Source organism: Campylobacter sp. RM6914, assembly GCF_004803835.1.
Classification (GTDB): Bacteria; Campylobacterota; Campylobacteria; order Campylobacterales; family Campylobacteraceae; genus Campylobacter_A; species Campylobacter_A californiensis.
This window is the reverse complement of record NZ_CP012545.1, coordinates 537,120-552,129: the sequence shown is the minus strand read 5'-3', so window position 1 is coordinate 552,129 and position 15,010 is coordinate 537,120. Positions and strand designations below refer to the sequence as shown.

At 37.6% G+C, this 15,010-nt stretch carries 15 protein-coding genes; 8 read left to right on the top strand and 7 right to left on the bottom strand.

The features are described from left to right. Positions 1 to 5 precede the first annotated feature (5 nt). Positions 6 to 1,493, bottom strand: coding sequence for a sodium/proline symporter PutP (putP, locus tag CCAL_RS02920; protein WP_170016553.1), 1,488 nt, complete (start codon positions 1,491 to 1,493; stop codon positions 6 to 8). Positions 1,494 to 1,654: 161 nt separating this feature from the next. On the opposite strand from putP, the gene CCAL_RS02915 reads away from it, so the two are divergent. From CCAL_RS02915 to thiE, 5 genes are read left to right on the top strand one after another with little or no spacing between them, the layout of a single operon-like run. Further along, positions 1,655 to 2,365, top strand: coding sequence for an amino acid ABC transporter permease (locus CCAL_RS02915; protein WP_169936296.1), 711 nt, complete (start codon positions 1,655 to 1,657; stop codon positions 2,363 to 2,365). Next, a complete protein-coding gene (locus CCAL_RS02910) occupies positions 2,358 to 3,086 on the top strand; it encodes an amino acid ABC transporter ATP-binding protein (RefSeq protein ID WP_170016555.1) in 729 nt (242 codons plus the stop codon). The genes CCAL_RS02915 and CCAL_RS02910 overlap by 8 nt, the downstream gene beginning before the upstream one ends. 18 nt (positions 3,087 to 3,104) lie before the next feature. Beyond that, a complete protein-coding gene (locus CCAL_RS02905) occupies positions 3,105 to 3,818 on the top strand; it encodes a transporter substrate-binding domain-containing protein (protein ID WP_169936292.1) in 714 nt (237 codons plus the stop codon). A gap of 23 nt (positions 3,819 to 3,841) precedes the next feature. After that, positions 3,842 to 4,576, top strand: coding sequence for a bifunctional hydroxymethylpyrimidine kinase/phosphomethylpyrimidine kinase (gene thiD / locus CCAL_RS02900; protein ID WP_169936290.1), 735 nt, complete (start codon positions 3,842 to 3,844; stop codon positions 4,574 to 4,576). Continuing rightward, the gene (thiE, locus tag CCAL_RS02895; RefSeq protein ID WP_170016557.1) at positions 4,573 to 5,178 is read left to right on the top strand and encodes a thiamine phosphate synthase; all 606 of its coding nucleotides are present in this window, start codon (positions 4,573 to 4,575) and stop codon (positions 5,176 to 5,178) included. The genes thiD and thiE overlap by 4 nt, the downstream gene beginning before the upstream one ends. Here the strand turns inward: thiE and CCAL_RS02890 are convergent. Further along, a complete protein-coding gene (locus CCAL_RS02890; RefSeq protein WP_170016559.1) occupies positions 5,158 to 6,468 on the bottom strand; it encodes an aminotransferase class V-fold PLP-dependent enzyme in 1,311 nt (436 codons plus the stop codon). The two genes, thiE and CCAL_RS02890, sit on opposite strands and share 21 nt — an antisense overlap. 112 nt (positions 6,469 to 6,580) lie before the next feature. On the opposite strand from CCAL_RS02890, the gene CCAL_RS02885 reads away from it, so the two are divergent. Together CCAL_RS02885 and CCAL_RS02880 are read left to right on the top strand one after the other, a co-directional pair. Then, positions 6,581 to 7,417: a DUF234 domain-containing protein gene (locus tag CCAL_RS02885; RefSeq protein ID WP_170016561.1), complete on the top strand. Its 837-nt coding sequence runs from the start codon at positions 6,581 to 6,583 to the stop codon at positions 7,415 to 7,417. Beyond that, positions 7,410 to 8,399 carry a sensor histidine kinase gene (locus CCAL_RS02880; RefSeq protein WP_269467456.1) on the top strand — a complete coding sequence of 330 codons (990 nt, stop codon included), beginning with the start codon at positions 7,410 to 7,412 and terminating at the stop codon, positions 8,397 to 8,399. Before CCAL_RS02885 ends, CCAL_RS02880 begins: the two co-directional genes overlap by 8 nt. 46 nt (positions 8,400 to 8,445) lie before the next feature. On the opposite strand, the gene dnaE is transcribed toward CCAL_RS02880, so the two are convergent. From dnaE to CCAL_RS02860, 4 genes are all read right to left on the bottom strand, one after another. Then, a complete protein-coding gene (dnaE, locus tag CCAL_RS02875; RefSeq protein WP_170016563.1) occupies positions 8,446 to 12,051 on the bottom strand; it encodes a DNA polymerase III subunit alpha in 3,606 nt (1,201 codons plus the stop codon). Between the two features lie 101 nt (positions 12,052 to 12,152). Further along, entirely contained in the window at positions 12,153 to 13,034 is an 882-nt protein-coding gene (locus CCAL_RS02870) for a glutamate--tRNA ligase family protein (RefSeq protein WP_228026745.1), read from the bottom strand. A 17-nt stretch (positions 13,035 to 13,051) separates the two neighbouring features. Continuing rightward, positions 13,052 to 13,297 (bottom strand): RNA recognition motif domain-containing protein, encoded by a 246-nt coding sequence (locus CCAL_RS02865; RefSeq protein WP_169936276.1) that lies wholly within the window; start codon positions 13,295 to 13,297, stop codon positions 13,052 to 13,054. Positions 13,298 to 13,517: 220 nt separating this feature from the next. Next, positions 13,518 to 14,075 carry a DJ-1 family glyoxalase III gene (locus CCAL_RS02860; protein ID WP_170016565.1) on the bottom strand — a complete coding sequence of 186 codons (558 nt, stop codon included), beginning with the start codon at positions 14,073 to 14,075 and terminating at the stop codon, positions 13,518 to 13,520. 91 nt (positions 14,076 to 14,166) lie between these two features. Here CCAL_RS02860 and CCAL_RS09440 point away from each other — a divergent pair, with 91 nt between their 5' ends. Continuing rightward, a complete protein-coding gene (locus tag CCAL_RS09440; protein WP_257792146.1) occupies positions 14,167 to 14,412 on the top strand; it encodes a SelT/SelW/SelH family (seleno)protein in 246 nt (81 codons plus the stop codon). Between the two features lie 25 nt (positions 14,413 to 14,437). Here the strand turns inward: CCAL_RS09440 and efp are convergent, their stop codons facing one another. Continuing rightward, the gene (efp, locus tag CCAL_RS02850) at positions 14,438 to 15,004 is read right to left on the bottom strand and encodes an elongation factor P (RefSeq protein WP_169936272.1); all 567 of its coding nucleotides are present in this window, start codon (positions 15,002 to 15,004) and stop codon (positions 14,438 to 14,440) included. Positions 15,005 to 15,010: the final 6 nt, after the last annotated feature.

Here is a 15,010-nt window from a genome sequence, read left to right as displayed (position 1 = left end):
CGCCGTTAAAGTCTGGTTTTCATCCTATCAAATTCGTCTTTTATGACTTGTTCGTTTGGCTCGGCAGTCATTTTATTTATCGCATCTCCCCAGATACTTACAACCACAATAGCAATACTTGAAGCTATGATACCCGGTAAAATTTCATAAACATAAGAATTTAACCCGGAGCTTATCCAAAACAACACCGTTGCACCGCCTGCTATCATCCCAACCAACGCACCAAGCGCGCTCATACGCTTCCAATACAAGCTAAAAAGTAGCACAGGACCAAAACTAGCTCCAAACCCAGCCCATGCGTTACCAACGACATTTAAAACGCTCTCTTTTGAGCCAAAAGCTAAAATAGTAGCCACCAAAGCAACCGCCACAACAGCGTATCTACCGACAGCAACCTGCGTCGAAGTTGAAATTTCTTTTTTATAAAAAGCTAGGATAAAGTCCTTTGTCACAGAACTTGAGCTAACCAAAAGTTGGCTTGAAATAGTGCTCATGATAGCGGCTAAAACAGCCGAGATTATAATTCCTAGCAAAAACGGCGAAAACAACTCTTCGCCAAGCTTTAAAAAGACCGTTTCAGAGTCTCCAAGCCCTCCTTTTGTAGAAAAATAAACAAATCCTATAAGTCCGCTCATCATAGCTCCGGCAAGACCTATCGTCATCCAGCCTATGCCGATACGACGAGCCTGGGCAAGCTCTTGCGAATTTCTTATCGCCATAAATCTAACAATGATATGCGGTTGTCCAAAGTAGCCAAAACCCCACGCCATAAGACCCAAAATTCCCCAAAAAGTTTGGTTGGCAAAAGGGTCTAAATGGGCAGTGCTAAGCTTTGAAATTTCCGCCCATAAATTTGTATTTTCCGGTAAATTTAGATTAAAAAAGGCAGTTAACGGGATAGCGACAAGCACAAAAAACATAAGCGTTCCTTGAAAAGCGTCTGTTATGCAAACAGCGCGAAAACCACCAAAAAAAGTATAAAACACAACTATTGCCAAGGTAAATATCGCTCCATAATTAAACGGCAAACCAAAAAAGGCCTCGAAGCTCTTTCCGCCTGCGATTATCCCGCTACTTACATAAAGCGTAAAAAACACAAGGATGATAAGCCCTGATACTATACGTAAAATTTTGGTTCTATCCTTAAAGCGATTTTCTAAAAAATCAGGTATCGTGATACTATCACTTGCAACCTCTGTATAAACACGAAGACGCTTTGCTAAAAGCAAGTAATTCAGATAAGCTCCTATGATAAGTCCAATTACCATCCAGATATTTGCGATACCAACGGCGTAAAGTGCTCCAGGCACGCCAAGAAGCATCCAGCCACTCATATCGCTAGCTCCTGCACTAAGCGCTGTAACTATGGGTCCTAAGCGACGATTATCAAGTAGATACTCTCCCATATTTGCGTTTTTATTATACGAATACCTTCCGACAAAAAGTAAAAATCCAAAATAAAGCGCAATCGCGACATAAGCCCCAATGCCCATGATAGTCCTTTTTAACAAAATATAAAGTTTTTATTTTATTAAAAGTTTTTTTAAAAGCTAATCAAACCCGCTTCAATTGTTGCAAATTTGATAAATTTAAGCAAAAAAATATCAATTTTTTCGTATTATTATAAGCTTATGAATTTGATAAAGGGCGAGTATTGTTTAACGAAAAATTTTTAAAAATTCTCTTTTTTGTTCTTATAGTAACCATAGGCGCTTACTACACATATCCGACAGAAATGAACGAGATACAACAAACGGCATACTTAAAGAGTTATGGCGTAACGCTTGGTCTTGCATTTGGTGGCATACTAATCGGCATTGCGCTTGGGTTTTTCCTAGCGTTTTTAAAATTTTTAAATGTAAAAGTATTAAATTTTATCATCGACGAGTATATTGATATACTTCGCGGAACTCCGATTATTATCCAGCTTCTTATATTTTCAGTAGTTATATTTGCAACTTGGAGTGATAACTTTTATGTAGCCATCATTGCACTAGGACTAAATAGCTCGGCTTATGTAGCAGAGATCGTGCGAAGCGGTATAAACAGCGTAGATCGCGGTCAAATGGAGGCCGCGCGAGCAATGGGACTAAACTACTATGTTTCCATGCGCGAGATAGTTATGCCGCAAGCTACTAAAAATATCCTACCCGCTCTTGCTAATGAATTTATATCTTTATTTAAGGAAACTTCGGTCGTAGGTTATATAAGCGTGGTTGACATAACTATGCAAAGCAAGAGCTTGCAGGCTGTATTTTACAACCCAAAACCGATACTTTTTACAGGACTTGTTTATTATGTTAGTATTAAATTTTTCGCGCTTTTGGTTAGACTACTTGAAAAAAGGCTAAATCGCCATGATTGAGATTAGAAATTTAAACAAAAACTACGGTGATTTGCAAGTTTTAAAAGACATCAACGTTGACATTAAAGAGGGCGAGATAATCGCCATAATAGGTCCAAGCGGTGGAGGTAAAAGCACATTTTTGCGTTGCATAAACCGCCTTGAAGAGCCGTCAAGCGGACATATAAAGATAAAAGGCGAAGATATAACTGACAAAAACACGGATATAAATAAAATTCGCCAAAAAGTAAGCATGGTTTTTCAGCACTTTAATCTTTTTGCAAACAAAAACGTCCTCGAAAATTTAATCATAGCTCCGATAAAAGCGGAAATTTTAAACAAAGAAGAGGCAATCAAAAAGGCTGACGAACTACTAAAAAGTGTCGGACTAAGCGACAAAAGAGAAGCTTTCCCACACAAACTGTCAGGCGGTCAAAAACAACGTATTGCTATAGCAAGAAGTTTGGCCATGAGTCCTGATGTTATTTTGTTTGACGAGCCGACATCAGCCCTTGACCCAGAGATGATAGGCGAAGTGCTTGATATAATGAAAGACGTTGCAAACAAAGGACTTACGATGCTTGTTGTTACCCATGAGATGGGCTTCGCTAAAAACGTAGCAAATAGAATTTTCTTCATGGACGGCGGAAGGATAACGGTTGATGATACGCCTAAAAATGTATTTGAAAATCCACAAAATCCACGCTTAAGAGAATTCTTGGGTAAAGTTTTAAATCACTAAATTTTAAAGGAGATAGATATGAGAAAATTTTTAGCACTTGTTGCTGTTGGGCTTTTGGGTGTATTAAACGCACAAACGTTAAAAGTTGGCATGAGTATGGATTACCCGCCGTTTGAATTTATAAACGATCAAGCTAAACCTAGTGGATTTGACGTAGAGTTAATAGAAGCAATATCTAAAAAAATAGGCGTTGAAGTAACTTTACACAACATCAGCTTTGACGGACTTATCCCTGCATTAAAAGCAGGCAAGATAAATGCCGTAATGTCGGCCATGAGCGCAACTGACGACAGAAGAAAATCGGTTGATTTTACAGACTCTTACTATGCTACAGAGAATTTATTTATCCGCAAAAAAGGCTCTGACATAAACGAAAACAACATAAAAGGTAAAAAAATAGGCGTTCAACTAGGCACTGTTCAAGAGGCTGCAGCAAACATGATAGAGGGTGCTAAAGTGGTTCCTTCTGATAATATCCTAGGCGCTATTATGGGATTAAAAGTAGGCAAAGTAGATATCGTTTTAGTTGATAGTTCTATCGGATATGGTTATTTAAAACAAAATAGCGACTTAGAAGAATTTTTAAAGCTACCTGACGGAAGCGAAGGCTTTTCGATAGCATTTGATAAAGGTAAACAAACAGAAATCATAGGCAAGATAAACAAAGCTCTAGAGGAGCTAAAAGCAGACGGCACTTTTGACGCCATAGCTAAAAAATACGATCTACAATAAGTCTTTAAATTTTAAGGAGAAGTGTGAAAAACATACTTATTATCGCCGGTTCTGATAGTGTAGGAGGAGCCGGCGCTCAAGCCGACATAAAAACTTGCGAAGCCTTTGGTTGTTATAGCGCAACAGCAATGACGGTTTTTGTTTGCGAAAACACTCAGGTTACTTACGATATTTCAGGTATTAGCGCGAATTTTGTTGATTCACAAATTAAAGGCATAACCGAAGAGCTAGAGATAGATGCGATAAAAGTCGGTATGCTTTTTAACAAAGATGTCATGCAAGTCGTTAAAAACTGGTTACCTAAATTTAACGTCCCTATCGTAATCGACCCTGTTTGCATCAGTAAATCAAACGTAAAGCTAATCGAAGATGAAGCCATATCTGCACTCAAGGAGTTGCTAAGCTTTGCAACAATTGCTACTCCAAACAGATATGAGGCAAGAGAGCTATTTAACAACGACTTTACAAACATTCCTTGTGATGTTATCGTTAAAAAGCAAGTTGTGGACGACAAAAGCGTTGATACACTATATAGAAAAGATGGCTCAAGCCAAAATTTCGCCACTCCTTTGGCCGATCCGCTAATCATGCACGGAGCCGGTTGCACATTTTCAACCGCCATCGCTTGCTCTTTAGCACAAGGCTTAAGCTTGGAGGAGTCTATCGCGAAAGCTAAAAACTATGTCTATCAAGCCATACAAAATGGACTTACAACAAAACTTGGTAAAAATCTTCTAAACCATAAAATAAAAATATGAGTGAAATTTACGCTTTAAGCGACGATGTTTTAACGCCCGATGAAACTATCGTCGCACAAGTGGATGAAATTTTACGATTTGGCGTTAAATACTTTCAATTTCGCTCCAAAAAAGCTGTTAAAAATCAAGCAGTAGCGCGTGAAATTTTATCACTTTGCCAAAAATATAACGCCAAATTTATCGTAAACGATGACATATATTTTGCAAAAAGTATAGGAGCAAATGCCGTTCATTTAGGCAAAGATGACGCTGATATAAATAAAGCTCGTGAAATTTTAGGCAAGGACACATTTATCGGGGTTAGCTGCTACAACGATGTAAATTTGGCCATAAAAGCCCAAGAAGACGGAGCTAGCTATGTGGCGTTTGGCTCTGTATTTTCCAGCCAAACCAAACCAAACGCACCGAGAGTTAGCCTAGAAACATTAAAAAAAGCAAAAGAAATTTTAAACATTCCAATTTGTGCGATAGGAGGGATAAATGCTAGTAATATAGATCAAATTTACGACCTAGACATCGACCTAATCGCTGTTGTAACCGCCATATATCGGCCAAATTCTATCACTAAAAATTTAAAAGCCCTATCCCATAATCGCATATAAAGAGCGCTCTTCCGCCCACATATCGCGATACTTTTTGATACTCTCTTTAATGGCATTAATCAAATAATCAACATCCTCAAATGTATGTGTATAGTGTAAACTTACCCTGACCCAGCCCGGCTTTTGCGAAGTGGCAACATCGTCTTTCATACCAAGTAGCTCATGACCATAAGGTCCGGCGCATGCACACCCTGCCCTAGTTTGTATGCCATAGTCGTTGCTTAAAAGCGCAGCAAAATCATACGGCGAAATATCTTTAATATTAAACGAAAATATTGGTAGTTTTTTAAGATTTTTCGGGCGATAATTTATCAAGTCTGGAATTTGAACTATGCCTTGCTCAAAATACTCTCCAAGCTCGTTTTCATTTTCACAGATATTATCAAACCCTATCTCGCCTCTTAATTCATACGCAAATCTAGCTCTAACAAGCTGAGTAATGGGAGGTGTTCCACCTTGCTCTAGCTGTTCTGTATCTTTAACAAACATATGCGATCTTCTACTAACGTAACTTACGGTGCCTCCGCCGGCAAAAGTCGGCTCCTCATCGGTTGCTAGCTCTTTTTTGATAGCAAGTAGTCCACAGCTTCCAACTCCTCCAAGGAGTTTATGCGGAGATAGAAAAAGAGCATCAAAGTAGTTGCAATCAACATTTGCATATGCGCTAAAACTCGCTGCATCTAACGCCAAAATACCACCATAACGCTTTACAAGCCCATATACTTTCTTATAATCACTAATAACGCCGGTTACGTTTGAGGCTACACTAAAGCTAGCTATGATCTCTCTTTTTGAGTTTAGTTGTAAAATTTGCTCTAAATTCGTAAAGTCTATGCCGCCCTCTTTGCTAAGCCCCACTCTTACAACATCACACATAGCCTCTCTAAAACTTACTTCATTTGAGTGGTGTTCATAAGGTCCGATGATAACAAGCGGGGAGTTTGACGTAGGTTTTATGTGGTATCTTTTTCTGGTTTTTGGAGGTATATAAAGCCCTGTTAGCTCTTGAAATTTTTTAATAGCTGCCGTAGAGCCGTATCCACAAGGAAGCAGATAAAAGCTATCATCAAGCCCTAGCAATTGTTTAAGTTTTCTTCTTGATTCTTCATATAAATTGTGAGTCGCAACCGCGCTTGAAGAACTATCCGAGTGTGTATTTGCATAGCTTTTAAGCATCTGTCTTAGGCGGTCTTCTATACTTTCATAAGCTAGTCCTGAAGCCGTATAGTCAAAATAATAAATTCCATCTTGTAAGATAATATTTCTTCTAATATGCTCTAAATTTATCAAAAAACAACCCTTTTATTTTAAGTGAAGATTATAGCCGTTTTTGCTAAATTTTATGTTACAATAAAGTCGCAAGGAGCCAAAAATCAAATCTTTAAACTCAACATATATCAGAATGAAACACCTTGAGATCGATGAACTTATTAAATTTCATCTTGTGTTTGATGATTTTGAGCTTAAAGGATCGTATTACGATGTTTTTGAAGCGATAGAGCGTGAAATTTTAAAAAACTACAAAAATTTCATGGCTAGATTTTACTTTCAAAGTGATAGAGAGCAAGCCATAAAATCAGCTCTTATAAAACTAGCAAGAAGCGATAGAAAAAAATTTAATATCCTTAAAATTCTACCTAAAAATTTAGCCAACAAAGTCTATGCCGAGCTTTTTAAAAAGGACTTTTTATTTGTAGAAAAAAGCAGAGAAGAGCCTGTAAAACGCATAAAACACCAGAGTTTAAAAAAGAGCGAACGCAGATATAAGATAGAAGATAAAATGCACTTTAGCAGCCATTTCTCAAGATTTTGGTTTAGGTTTATAGAGCCAAATTTAGAACTTTTAAAAAACGGGGACGAAAAAAAGCTTTTAGAGATCATCAAAAGCGAATTTGACCAATACGCAAGTCTTGGCTTTGAGCTTCTTTGCGGCGAGTTGATGGCTAAAATTTTAGGCATAAAAGATCATATAGACAGCTTTTGGAAAAAGCGAATAGAGATAGATATCTTTTTGCAATTTAACGATAAGCTTGTAGTTGGTGAAGCAAAATACAAAGAGAGAAAAATTTGCAAAAACATATTAAATTTACTACTTTATAAATGTAAAAAACTTGACATAAACCCGGATATCATAATGCTATTTTCAAGAAATGGCTTTAGTAAAGAGCTAAGAGAGCTAAAAGATGAGCGGGTTAGACTTTATGAGATTAAAGATTTTGAAAGGTTGCTTAATGACTAACCAAAACATCCAAGATGGCTTAAAAAACCTAATCGAACAAACATATCTTATCGAACAAGAGTATAAAAATTTACACTCTTCTTATGAAAATCTGCAAAAGATCATAAAAGACGTGGTGGACGTCATGCCTACCGCACTTTGGGTGCTAAATAGCGACGGAACGCTTTTTTTGCAAAATTCACAAGCCATAAAAGACTCCGAACTTTTTCAAAATATAAATTTAAACACTCCTGGCGAGATAGAATTTAAAGGTTGTGTTTATCTCATTAAAATCGCAAACAAAGATGATAAAAAAATCGTCTCCGCAGTAGATATAACAAATGAAAAACGCAATGAAAGACTAGCTTCTATGGGACAAGTGGCGGCTCATTTAGCCCACGAGATAAGAAACCCCATCGGCTCTGTCTCGCTTTTAACAAGCACGCTTTTACGAAAAGCCGATGATAGGATCAAACCTATGGTTGGTGAGATACAAAAGGCGATCTGGCGAGTAGAACGTATCATAAAAGCAACTTTGCTCTTTACAAAAGGTGTTCAGATAAATCCTGATGTATTTAATTTTCTAGAGCTCAAAGAGGAGTGTGAAGAGGCGATAAAATCCTACACATACTCAAAGGATATTAAATTTGATCTCAGGTTTAAAAGCGCCTTTTATAACGCCGATAAAGACTTGCTTGGCATGGTTTTTCAAAATTTAATATTTAATGCGATAGACGCGATAGAAGAGAGTGAGGATGAGAGTGGCGAAGTCGCACTAAGCTATGAAAAGACCCCACAAGAGCATAAATTTTATATCAGAGATAGCGGAGTGAAAATCAATGATAAAAAGATGGTTTTTGAGCCATTTAAGACAAGCAAGCTAAAAGGCAACGGACTTGGTTTGTCCCTTTGCCTGCAAATTATTCTAGCTCACAAGGGCAGCATAGAAGTAACCTTGTCGCCAAAAACTTTTTGTATAAGCTTGCCGATATATAAAAAATAGCAAAAACTACTAAATTTTACATCAAATTTAGTAGTTTATATGCGCTTTATCCAGCCATTAAATTTAAGGCTTTTTGTCCGAAGTTATCTCCAACGATAAATTCCGTGTTGTAGACAAAAATTTCATCCGTTTGGCTGTTTTTAATCTTTAACACAAGGCGTTTGTTGTTTTTATCAACTCCTGCTTGATGTTCGTCAAAACCAAGCGTGTAAAGTTTTGTTATCTTGTCTTTACTTAGTTCATTTAAATCCAAAATAACCTCTAAAAGCTCGTATTCTTTTACTTTTTGCGGAGCTTGTTTCTCATCTTTTTTAGCATAGTTGCCAAACTGTTTTAGTTTTCTAGTTTCAAATTTAAGCTCACCTGCCTCACTAAGAGTGTGGATGGAGTTTAATTTTGCTCTTATAAATTGATCATCTTTGCTTATGTTTATCTTAAATGCAAAAGGTAAATTTTTCTCCTCACTGCTTGCTAGAATTTCTTCCACTCTAACAAGCTCTCTTTCAAAGACCGCTATCTCGATACTTCCATGAAAGTCAAGTATGTTTATAGTGCCCATTTTTTTACCGCTTTTGGTTATCCTGGTACTAAAGTCCTCTATCTTACCTACTACCATTATCTCTGAATTTTGCGGCAAGGTATCAAACTGCGAGCTTAGAGTGTATTTGATACTTTCGATCTGCACTTTATACTCATCAAGCGGGTGTCCAGAAAGATAAATTCCGACACTTTCTTGCTCAAACTGAAGCATATCTTTTTTGTTATACTCGACATCAGTTGGTAAAAGTTTGACCTTAACTTCATTCATGCTTTCATCCTCGCCAAAAAGGCTCTCTGTGGCATTTTTGCGAAGTGTGGCGGCATTTTTACATGCTTCTAGGATATTTTCTATATTATTTATCAAGCAAAATCTAGTCAAGTGAAAACTATCCATTGCACCTGATTTTACAAGGCTTTCAATAACCTTTTTATTAACTTTAAACGAATCTACGCGAGAAACAAAATCATCAAGATCTTTAAAGACGCCGTTTTCTCTCTCACCTATCATGCTTTCTATCGCGGCTCCTCCGACACCTTTTATCGCGCCAAATCCAAATATGATCTGATCTTTACCATCAGTCTCAACAACACTAAATTCTTTCATAGAGTGGTTTATATCAGGTCCTACCACATCAATCTTTAGCCTTTTACTCTCATCGATATAGCGCACGATTTTATCGGTGTTATTTTCCTCGCTTGTTAAGAGTGCCGCCATAAATTCAGCTGGATAGTAAGCCTTTAGATACGCAGTTTGAAACGTGACATAGGCATAAGCCGCTGAGTGTGATTTATTAAAGCCGTATCCCGCAAATTTTAAGATAAGGTCAAACAAGTCACCCGACTTATCCGCATCAAAGCCCATCTTTATAGCGCCTTCAACAAATAAATCCTTTTGCTTCTTTAGCAGCTCTGGGTCTTTTTTACCCATGGCACGACGAACAAGGTCGGCACCACCAAGGCTAAAACCACCTATTTTCTGAACTATTTGCATAACCTGTTCTTGATAGACTATAACTCCGTATGTAGGGCTTAAGATAGGCTCAAGCTCAGGAAAAGCATAAGTTATCGCCGCCTCTCCGTGCTTACGCTTAACGAAGTCATCAAGCATGCCACTCTCCATAGGTCCCGGACGATAAAGAGCAAGCATCGCGACGATGTCTTCAAAGCAGTCGGGTTTTAGGCTAGTTCCTAGCTTTCTCATACCCTCGCTTTCTATCTGGAATATCCCTATCGCATCGCCGCCTTGTATCATGTCGTAAACTTTTTTATCGTTCTTGTCGATATTTTCCCAAACTATGTCTTTGCCGGTTCTTGCCTTAACCAGCTTTATAGCGTTATCTATAACGGTTAAAGTTTTAAGTCCAAGAAAGTCGAATTTTATCAGGTCGACATCTTCTAAATATTTTAGACTATACTGCGTCACATAGTGATCTTCAGGACTGTTTGGTTGGCGAAACAATGGCGTCTTGTTCCAAAGCTCTTCGTTTGAGATAACCACACCTGCAGCATGCTGACCTGCGTTTCGGTTTAGCCCCTCTAAGTCAAGCGCAAATTTCCAAACACGAGCCGCATTACCGTCTCTTGATATGAGCTCAGAAATTTTTGGTTCTTTTTCAAAGGCGTCTTTTAATGTTATGCCCAGCTCGTCCGGTATGAGCTTTGCCATAGTATCGGCTTCGGCATAAGGCATACCACAAACCCTGGCAACGTCACGTATAACACCCTTTGCAAGTAGCTTACCAAAGGTTATAACTCCTGCGACGTTAAATTTACCGTATTTATCAGTAACATAATCAATAATCTCACCGCGTCTTGTTTGACAAAAGTCCACGTCTATATCGGGCATGCTTACACGTTCTGGATTTAGAAATCTCTCAAAAAGCAAGCTATAAGGTATCGGGTCAAGGTCAGTTATCTTAAGCGAATACGCAACCAAACTTCCCGCAGCAGATCCACGTCCCGGACCCACCGGAATACCGCGCTTTTTCGCCTCATTGATAAAGTCCCAGACTATCATCATATAGCCCGGGAAATTCATTTTATTTATGATATCTATCTCTGTCTTCAAGCGACTTCTATACATCTCATGTTGTTCTTGAGGAACGAATTTTAGCCTCTCTTCAAGCCCTTTTTTACATTCGTATTCAAAAAATACCGCATCATTTACAAAGCTATATCTGTTTTGCGGCTCAGGAAGCTCTAGTCCACGCTCGTTAGCGTATTCGATAGTAAATTTAAAATTCGGAGGAGTTGGATTGCCAAGATCAAGCTCTAAGTTACATTTATTTACTATTTCCTGCGTATTTTCTATCGCTTCTGGGATATCTAAAAAAAGCTCATTCATCTGCTTTGGAGTTTTCACAAAAAACTCATGAACACTGTGACGCAAGCGATTTGGATCGTCTAAGTTTTTGTTCATCGCGATACACATAAATACTTCATGAGCATCTGCTCTTTCCTTGAAAGTATAGTGCGTATCGTTTGTCGCGATAACCTTTATGCCGGTCTCTCTTGAAATTTTTAGTATATCATCATCGATCCTGCGCTGATCGCCTATACCGTGACGCATGATCTCAAGATAAAAATCATCTCCAAAAATTTCTTTATATTCAAGCGCTACTTCTTTTGCTTTTTCGTAACCTTTCGCACCGTATTTTAGGTTTCTCTCGCTTAAATTTAAATGCCAGCTAACCTCGCCTTGCAAGCACGCAGCAGTACATATCACACCCTCGCTATGCTCTTTAAGTATTTTTTTATTTATGCGCGGATAGTAGTAAAATCCCTCGACATAGCTCATCGAGCTTAGATACATTAAATTTTTATATCCGGTTTGGTTTTTTGCGATCAAGATAAGGTGAAAACGCTGCTTAGTGCTTTTATCATTTAGCTCGTCTTGATTGTGGATATAAGCTTCGATGCCGATAAGTGGCTTTATGCCCTCTTTTTTCATGGTTTGATAAAAGTCGATAGCGCCAAACATGTTGCCGTGATCAGTAATTGCAGCGCTTTTTACGCCCTGCTCTTTTAGTGTCTTAGCAAGCTCTTTTATCTTGTTTGCCCCATCTAACAATGAGTATTCCGTATGTAGATGCAAATGTGTAAAATCACTCATATTTTTCCTTTTTAATGGCGCAAATTCTACCCAAAAATAGCTAATAAACGCATGAAATTTGTATGAAAAATTTTATATTAAATTACACTTTACGCGGATGTTTAAAAAGAAATTTTTGTTTGAAATTCATAAAGTAAATTTGACAAACTATCGGCACAACCTGGATTTAATTTTAGCCTTTTAGCCACAAGCGAGTAGTAAATTTTTGGATCTTCTTTTAAATTTATTGCGGGAGCATTTGAGGATTTGCTTAACTTTTTACCATCTTTTATAAGTAGTTCGTGATGGATGATTTTAGCGTCAAAAAATCTAAAGCCAAGCTTTTTTGCAAGATAAATTTGAGCCGCGGAGCACTCATTTAGATCCTCTCCTCGCACGATAAAATTTACACCTAAAAGTTCATCATCAACAACACTTGCAAAGTTATACGATGGCATATCGTCTTTTTTAAATAAAACAAAATCCCCAAGATAAATTTCACCATTAGTATTTATGCGAAGTGCTGTTTTGTCTTTTTCGTATTTTAAATTTTTATCTCTGCAAAGACCTGTATAAACGCCGTCCACATAAGCGTTTGGTGTCTTTTTTGTGCAATCGCAAAAATACGTATCGTCAAGTCTTAAAAGCTCTTTTTTGTAAATTTCAAAGCGGTGCTTAAAGCTAAATTTACTCTCAAACTCAAGAACACTTCTAGCCCCACCATCGTAATCAACACCCAAAAATTCAAGCACATCAAAGATATTTTGGACATACTGCCTTTGATATCTAGTGACATCATAGTCATCTATACGTAGATATAAAAAGCCGTTTTTTGAGCGTGTGTAAAGATAGGTCAGTAGAAAGTTATAGGCATTTCCCGTATGTAAAAAGCCACTTGGAGTCGGTGCTATACGCGAGATTATTTGACGATTTTCATGAATGCAAAGCATGAATGAGATATAGAATTTAGCTACAAATATAAAATGTTTAAATTTGCCACCCATCCGGTGGCAAATGGTTTTTAATCTCTTGGGCGAGCTTCGTTAACTCTTAACGCACGTCCGCCGATCTCTTTACCGTTTAGTTCAGTAATGGCATTTTGAGCGGCCGTATCATCATCCATCTCTACAAAACCAAAACCTTTTGAGCGGTTAGTCTCACGATCCATAACGACTTTAGCACGTCTAATTTCACCAAACGGCGCGAACGCCTCCTTAAGCTCTGCGTCTGTCATACGGTATGACAAATTTCCAACATAAATATTCACAGGAATGTTTCCTTAAAAAAATTTCCGATAACTCGGTTGCTGTATTGTATCTAAATTTTATGCAAAAAGCTATAAAATTTAAGAAATTAATTTAAAAATAAAACATTAAATTTTTAAAGTGTGCAAATAGCCTAAAAATAGTCGTTTTCTGCTAATTTTAATTTTAAATTTTTACTCTAAACTTAAGAGGTATAAATTTAAAAAATAAATTACATATTTTTTATAATCTATCATAAAGTAATTCACTCATAACACTCTCATACACGCCGATGCCTTTTAACTCTTTAACAAGCTCAAGCGCAAATTCCATAGCCATAGCAGGACCGCATGATGTAATTATATTATGATCAAAGACAACTTTTTTATCACTCGTATAGCCTGATTTGTTGGCTCTTACACTGCTTTCAAAGCCAGGATAGCATGTAAATTTTTGCTTTAAAACACCGGCTGCTTCAAGCGCCATCGGTGCAGCACAGACAGCAGCTATTAATTTTGCGTTATCATCAAATTTTCTAAGTAAAGAACATAGCTCTTCACTTTTTGCTAAATTTGTAGCTCCAGGAAGACCGCCTGGCAAAACTATCATGTCAAATTCAATCTCGTTTAACTCAGAAAGCAAGATGTCGCTTTGCACTGCGATACCGTGCGACCCCGTAACAAGCGCTCTATCAAGACCGACAGTTACGGTATCAATCTGTGCGCGTCTTAAGATATCAACAACACTTAAAGCCTCTATCTCTTCAAAGCCGTTTGCCAAAATAACCGCAACTTTATTCATTTTTAGTCCTTTAAATGATTTTTTATATTATAAAACTATTTAGTAAAATTTAGATAAAATCTCTCTGCCTAAAAGGCGGAAAGGATAAAAGATGCAAGTAAAAATCACTTACTGCAACTCTTGAAACTATCGTCCTGTAGCTTCTCGTGTAGAAGAAGAGTTAAATAAAAATTTTGACGATATCAAGGTTGAGAAGATCATAGGAGATGGTGGAAATTTCATCGTTGAGTTAAATGGAGAGGTTCTTTTTTCAAAAAAAGATCTAATTGGCACAAATGAGCCACGTTTTCCACATGGAGACGAGATCACTCGCCTGATAAGAGCTAAAATAGCATAAATTTAAGGGGCGATTTGCCCCTATATTATTTATTTGCGCGTTCGATGTATTCGCCTCTAACGGTATCTACGCGTATAACCTCGCCCTCAAGCACGTGAAAAGGTATCTGCACAACAGCACCCGTTTCAAGAGTAGCAGGTTTTTTACCACCTTGAGTATCACCTTTGAAATTTGGCGGAGTCTCAACAATCTTAAGTTCAACCACTTGTGGAACTTCAACTCCGATCGCTTTACCGTTGTGAAATAAAATATCAACCATCATTCCATCGATCATCCATTTTTTTGCGTCACCCACATCTTCATCTGATATTGCAACTTGCTCATAAGTAACAGTGTCCATAAATTGGCAATATTCGCCATCGTCATAAAGATATTGCATTTGTTTATCTTCAAGATTGGGCTGTTCGCATTTATCTCCTGCGTGAAATGTTTTTTCAAGAACTTTTCCATCGATAAAAGACTTGATTCTAGCACGAACAAATGCCGCACCTTTACCAGGTTTTACATGTTGGTATTCTACGATCTTGTAAGGAACACCGTCGATTTCGATTTTTAAGCCTTTTTTTAAATCCCCCATTGAATATGAAGCCATATTTTC

Excerpts from the sequence above, each read along its gene's own strand:
- CCAL_RS02880 (WP_269467456.1), top strand. The coding sequence starts at position 7,410 with ATGACTAACCAAAACATCCAAGATGGCTTAAAAAACCTAATCGAACAA.
- CCAL_RS02905 (WP_169936292.1), top strand. The coding sequence starts at position 3,105 with ATGAGAAAATTTTTAGCACTTGTTGCTGTTGGGCTTTTGGGTGTATTA.
- CCAL_RS02860 (WP_170016565.1), bottom strand. The coding sequence starts at position 14,075 with ATGAATAAAGTTGCGGTTATTTTGGCAAACGGCTTTGAAGAGATAGAG.
- thiE (WP_170016557.1), top strand. The coding sequence starts at position 4,573 with ATGAGTGAAATTTACGCTTTAAGCGACGATGTTTTAACGCCCGATGAA.
- CCAL_RS02910 (WP_170016555.1), top strand. The coding sequence starts at position 2,358 with ATGATTGAGATTAGAAATTTAAACAAAAACTACGGTGATTTGCAAGTT.
- efp (WP_169936272.1), bottom strand. The coding sequence starts at position 15,004 with ATGGCTTCATATTCAATGGGGGATTTAAAAAAAGGCTTAAAAATCGAA.
- putP (WP_170016553.1), bottom strand. The coding sequence starts at position 1,493 with ATGGGCATTGGGGCTTATGTCGCGATTGCGCTTTATTTTGGATTTTTA.
- dnaE (WP_170016563.1), bottom strand. The coding sequence starts at position 12,051 with ATGAGTGATTTTACACATTTGCATCTACATACGGAATACTCATTGTTA.
- CCAL_RS02870 (WP_228026745.1), bottom strand. The coding sequence starts at position 13,034 with ATGGGTGGCAAATTTAAACATTTTATATTTGTAGCTAAATTCTATATC.
- CCAL_RS02885 (WP_170016561.1), top strand. The coding sequence starts at position 6,581 with ATGAAACACCTTGAGATCGATGAACTTATTAAATTTCATCTTGTGTTT.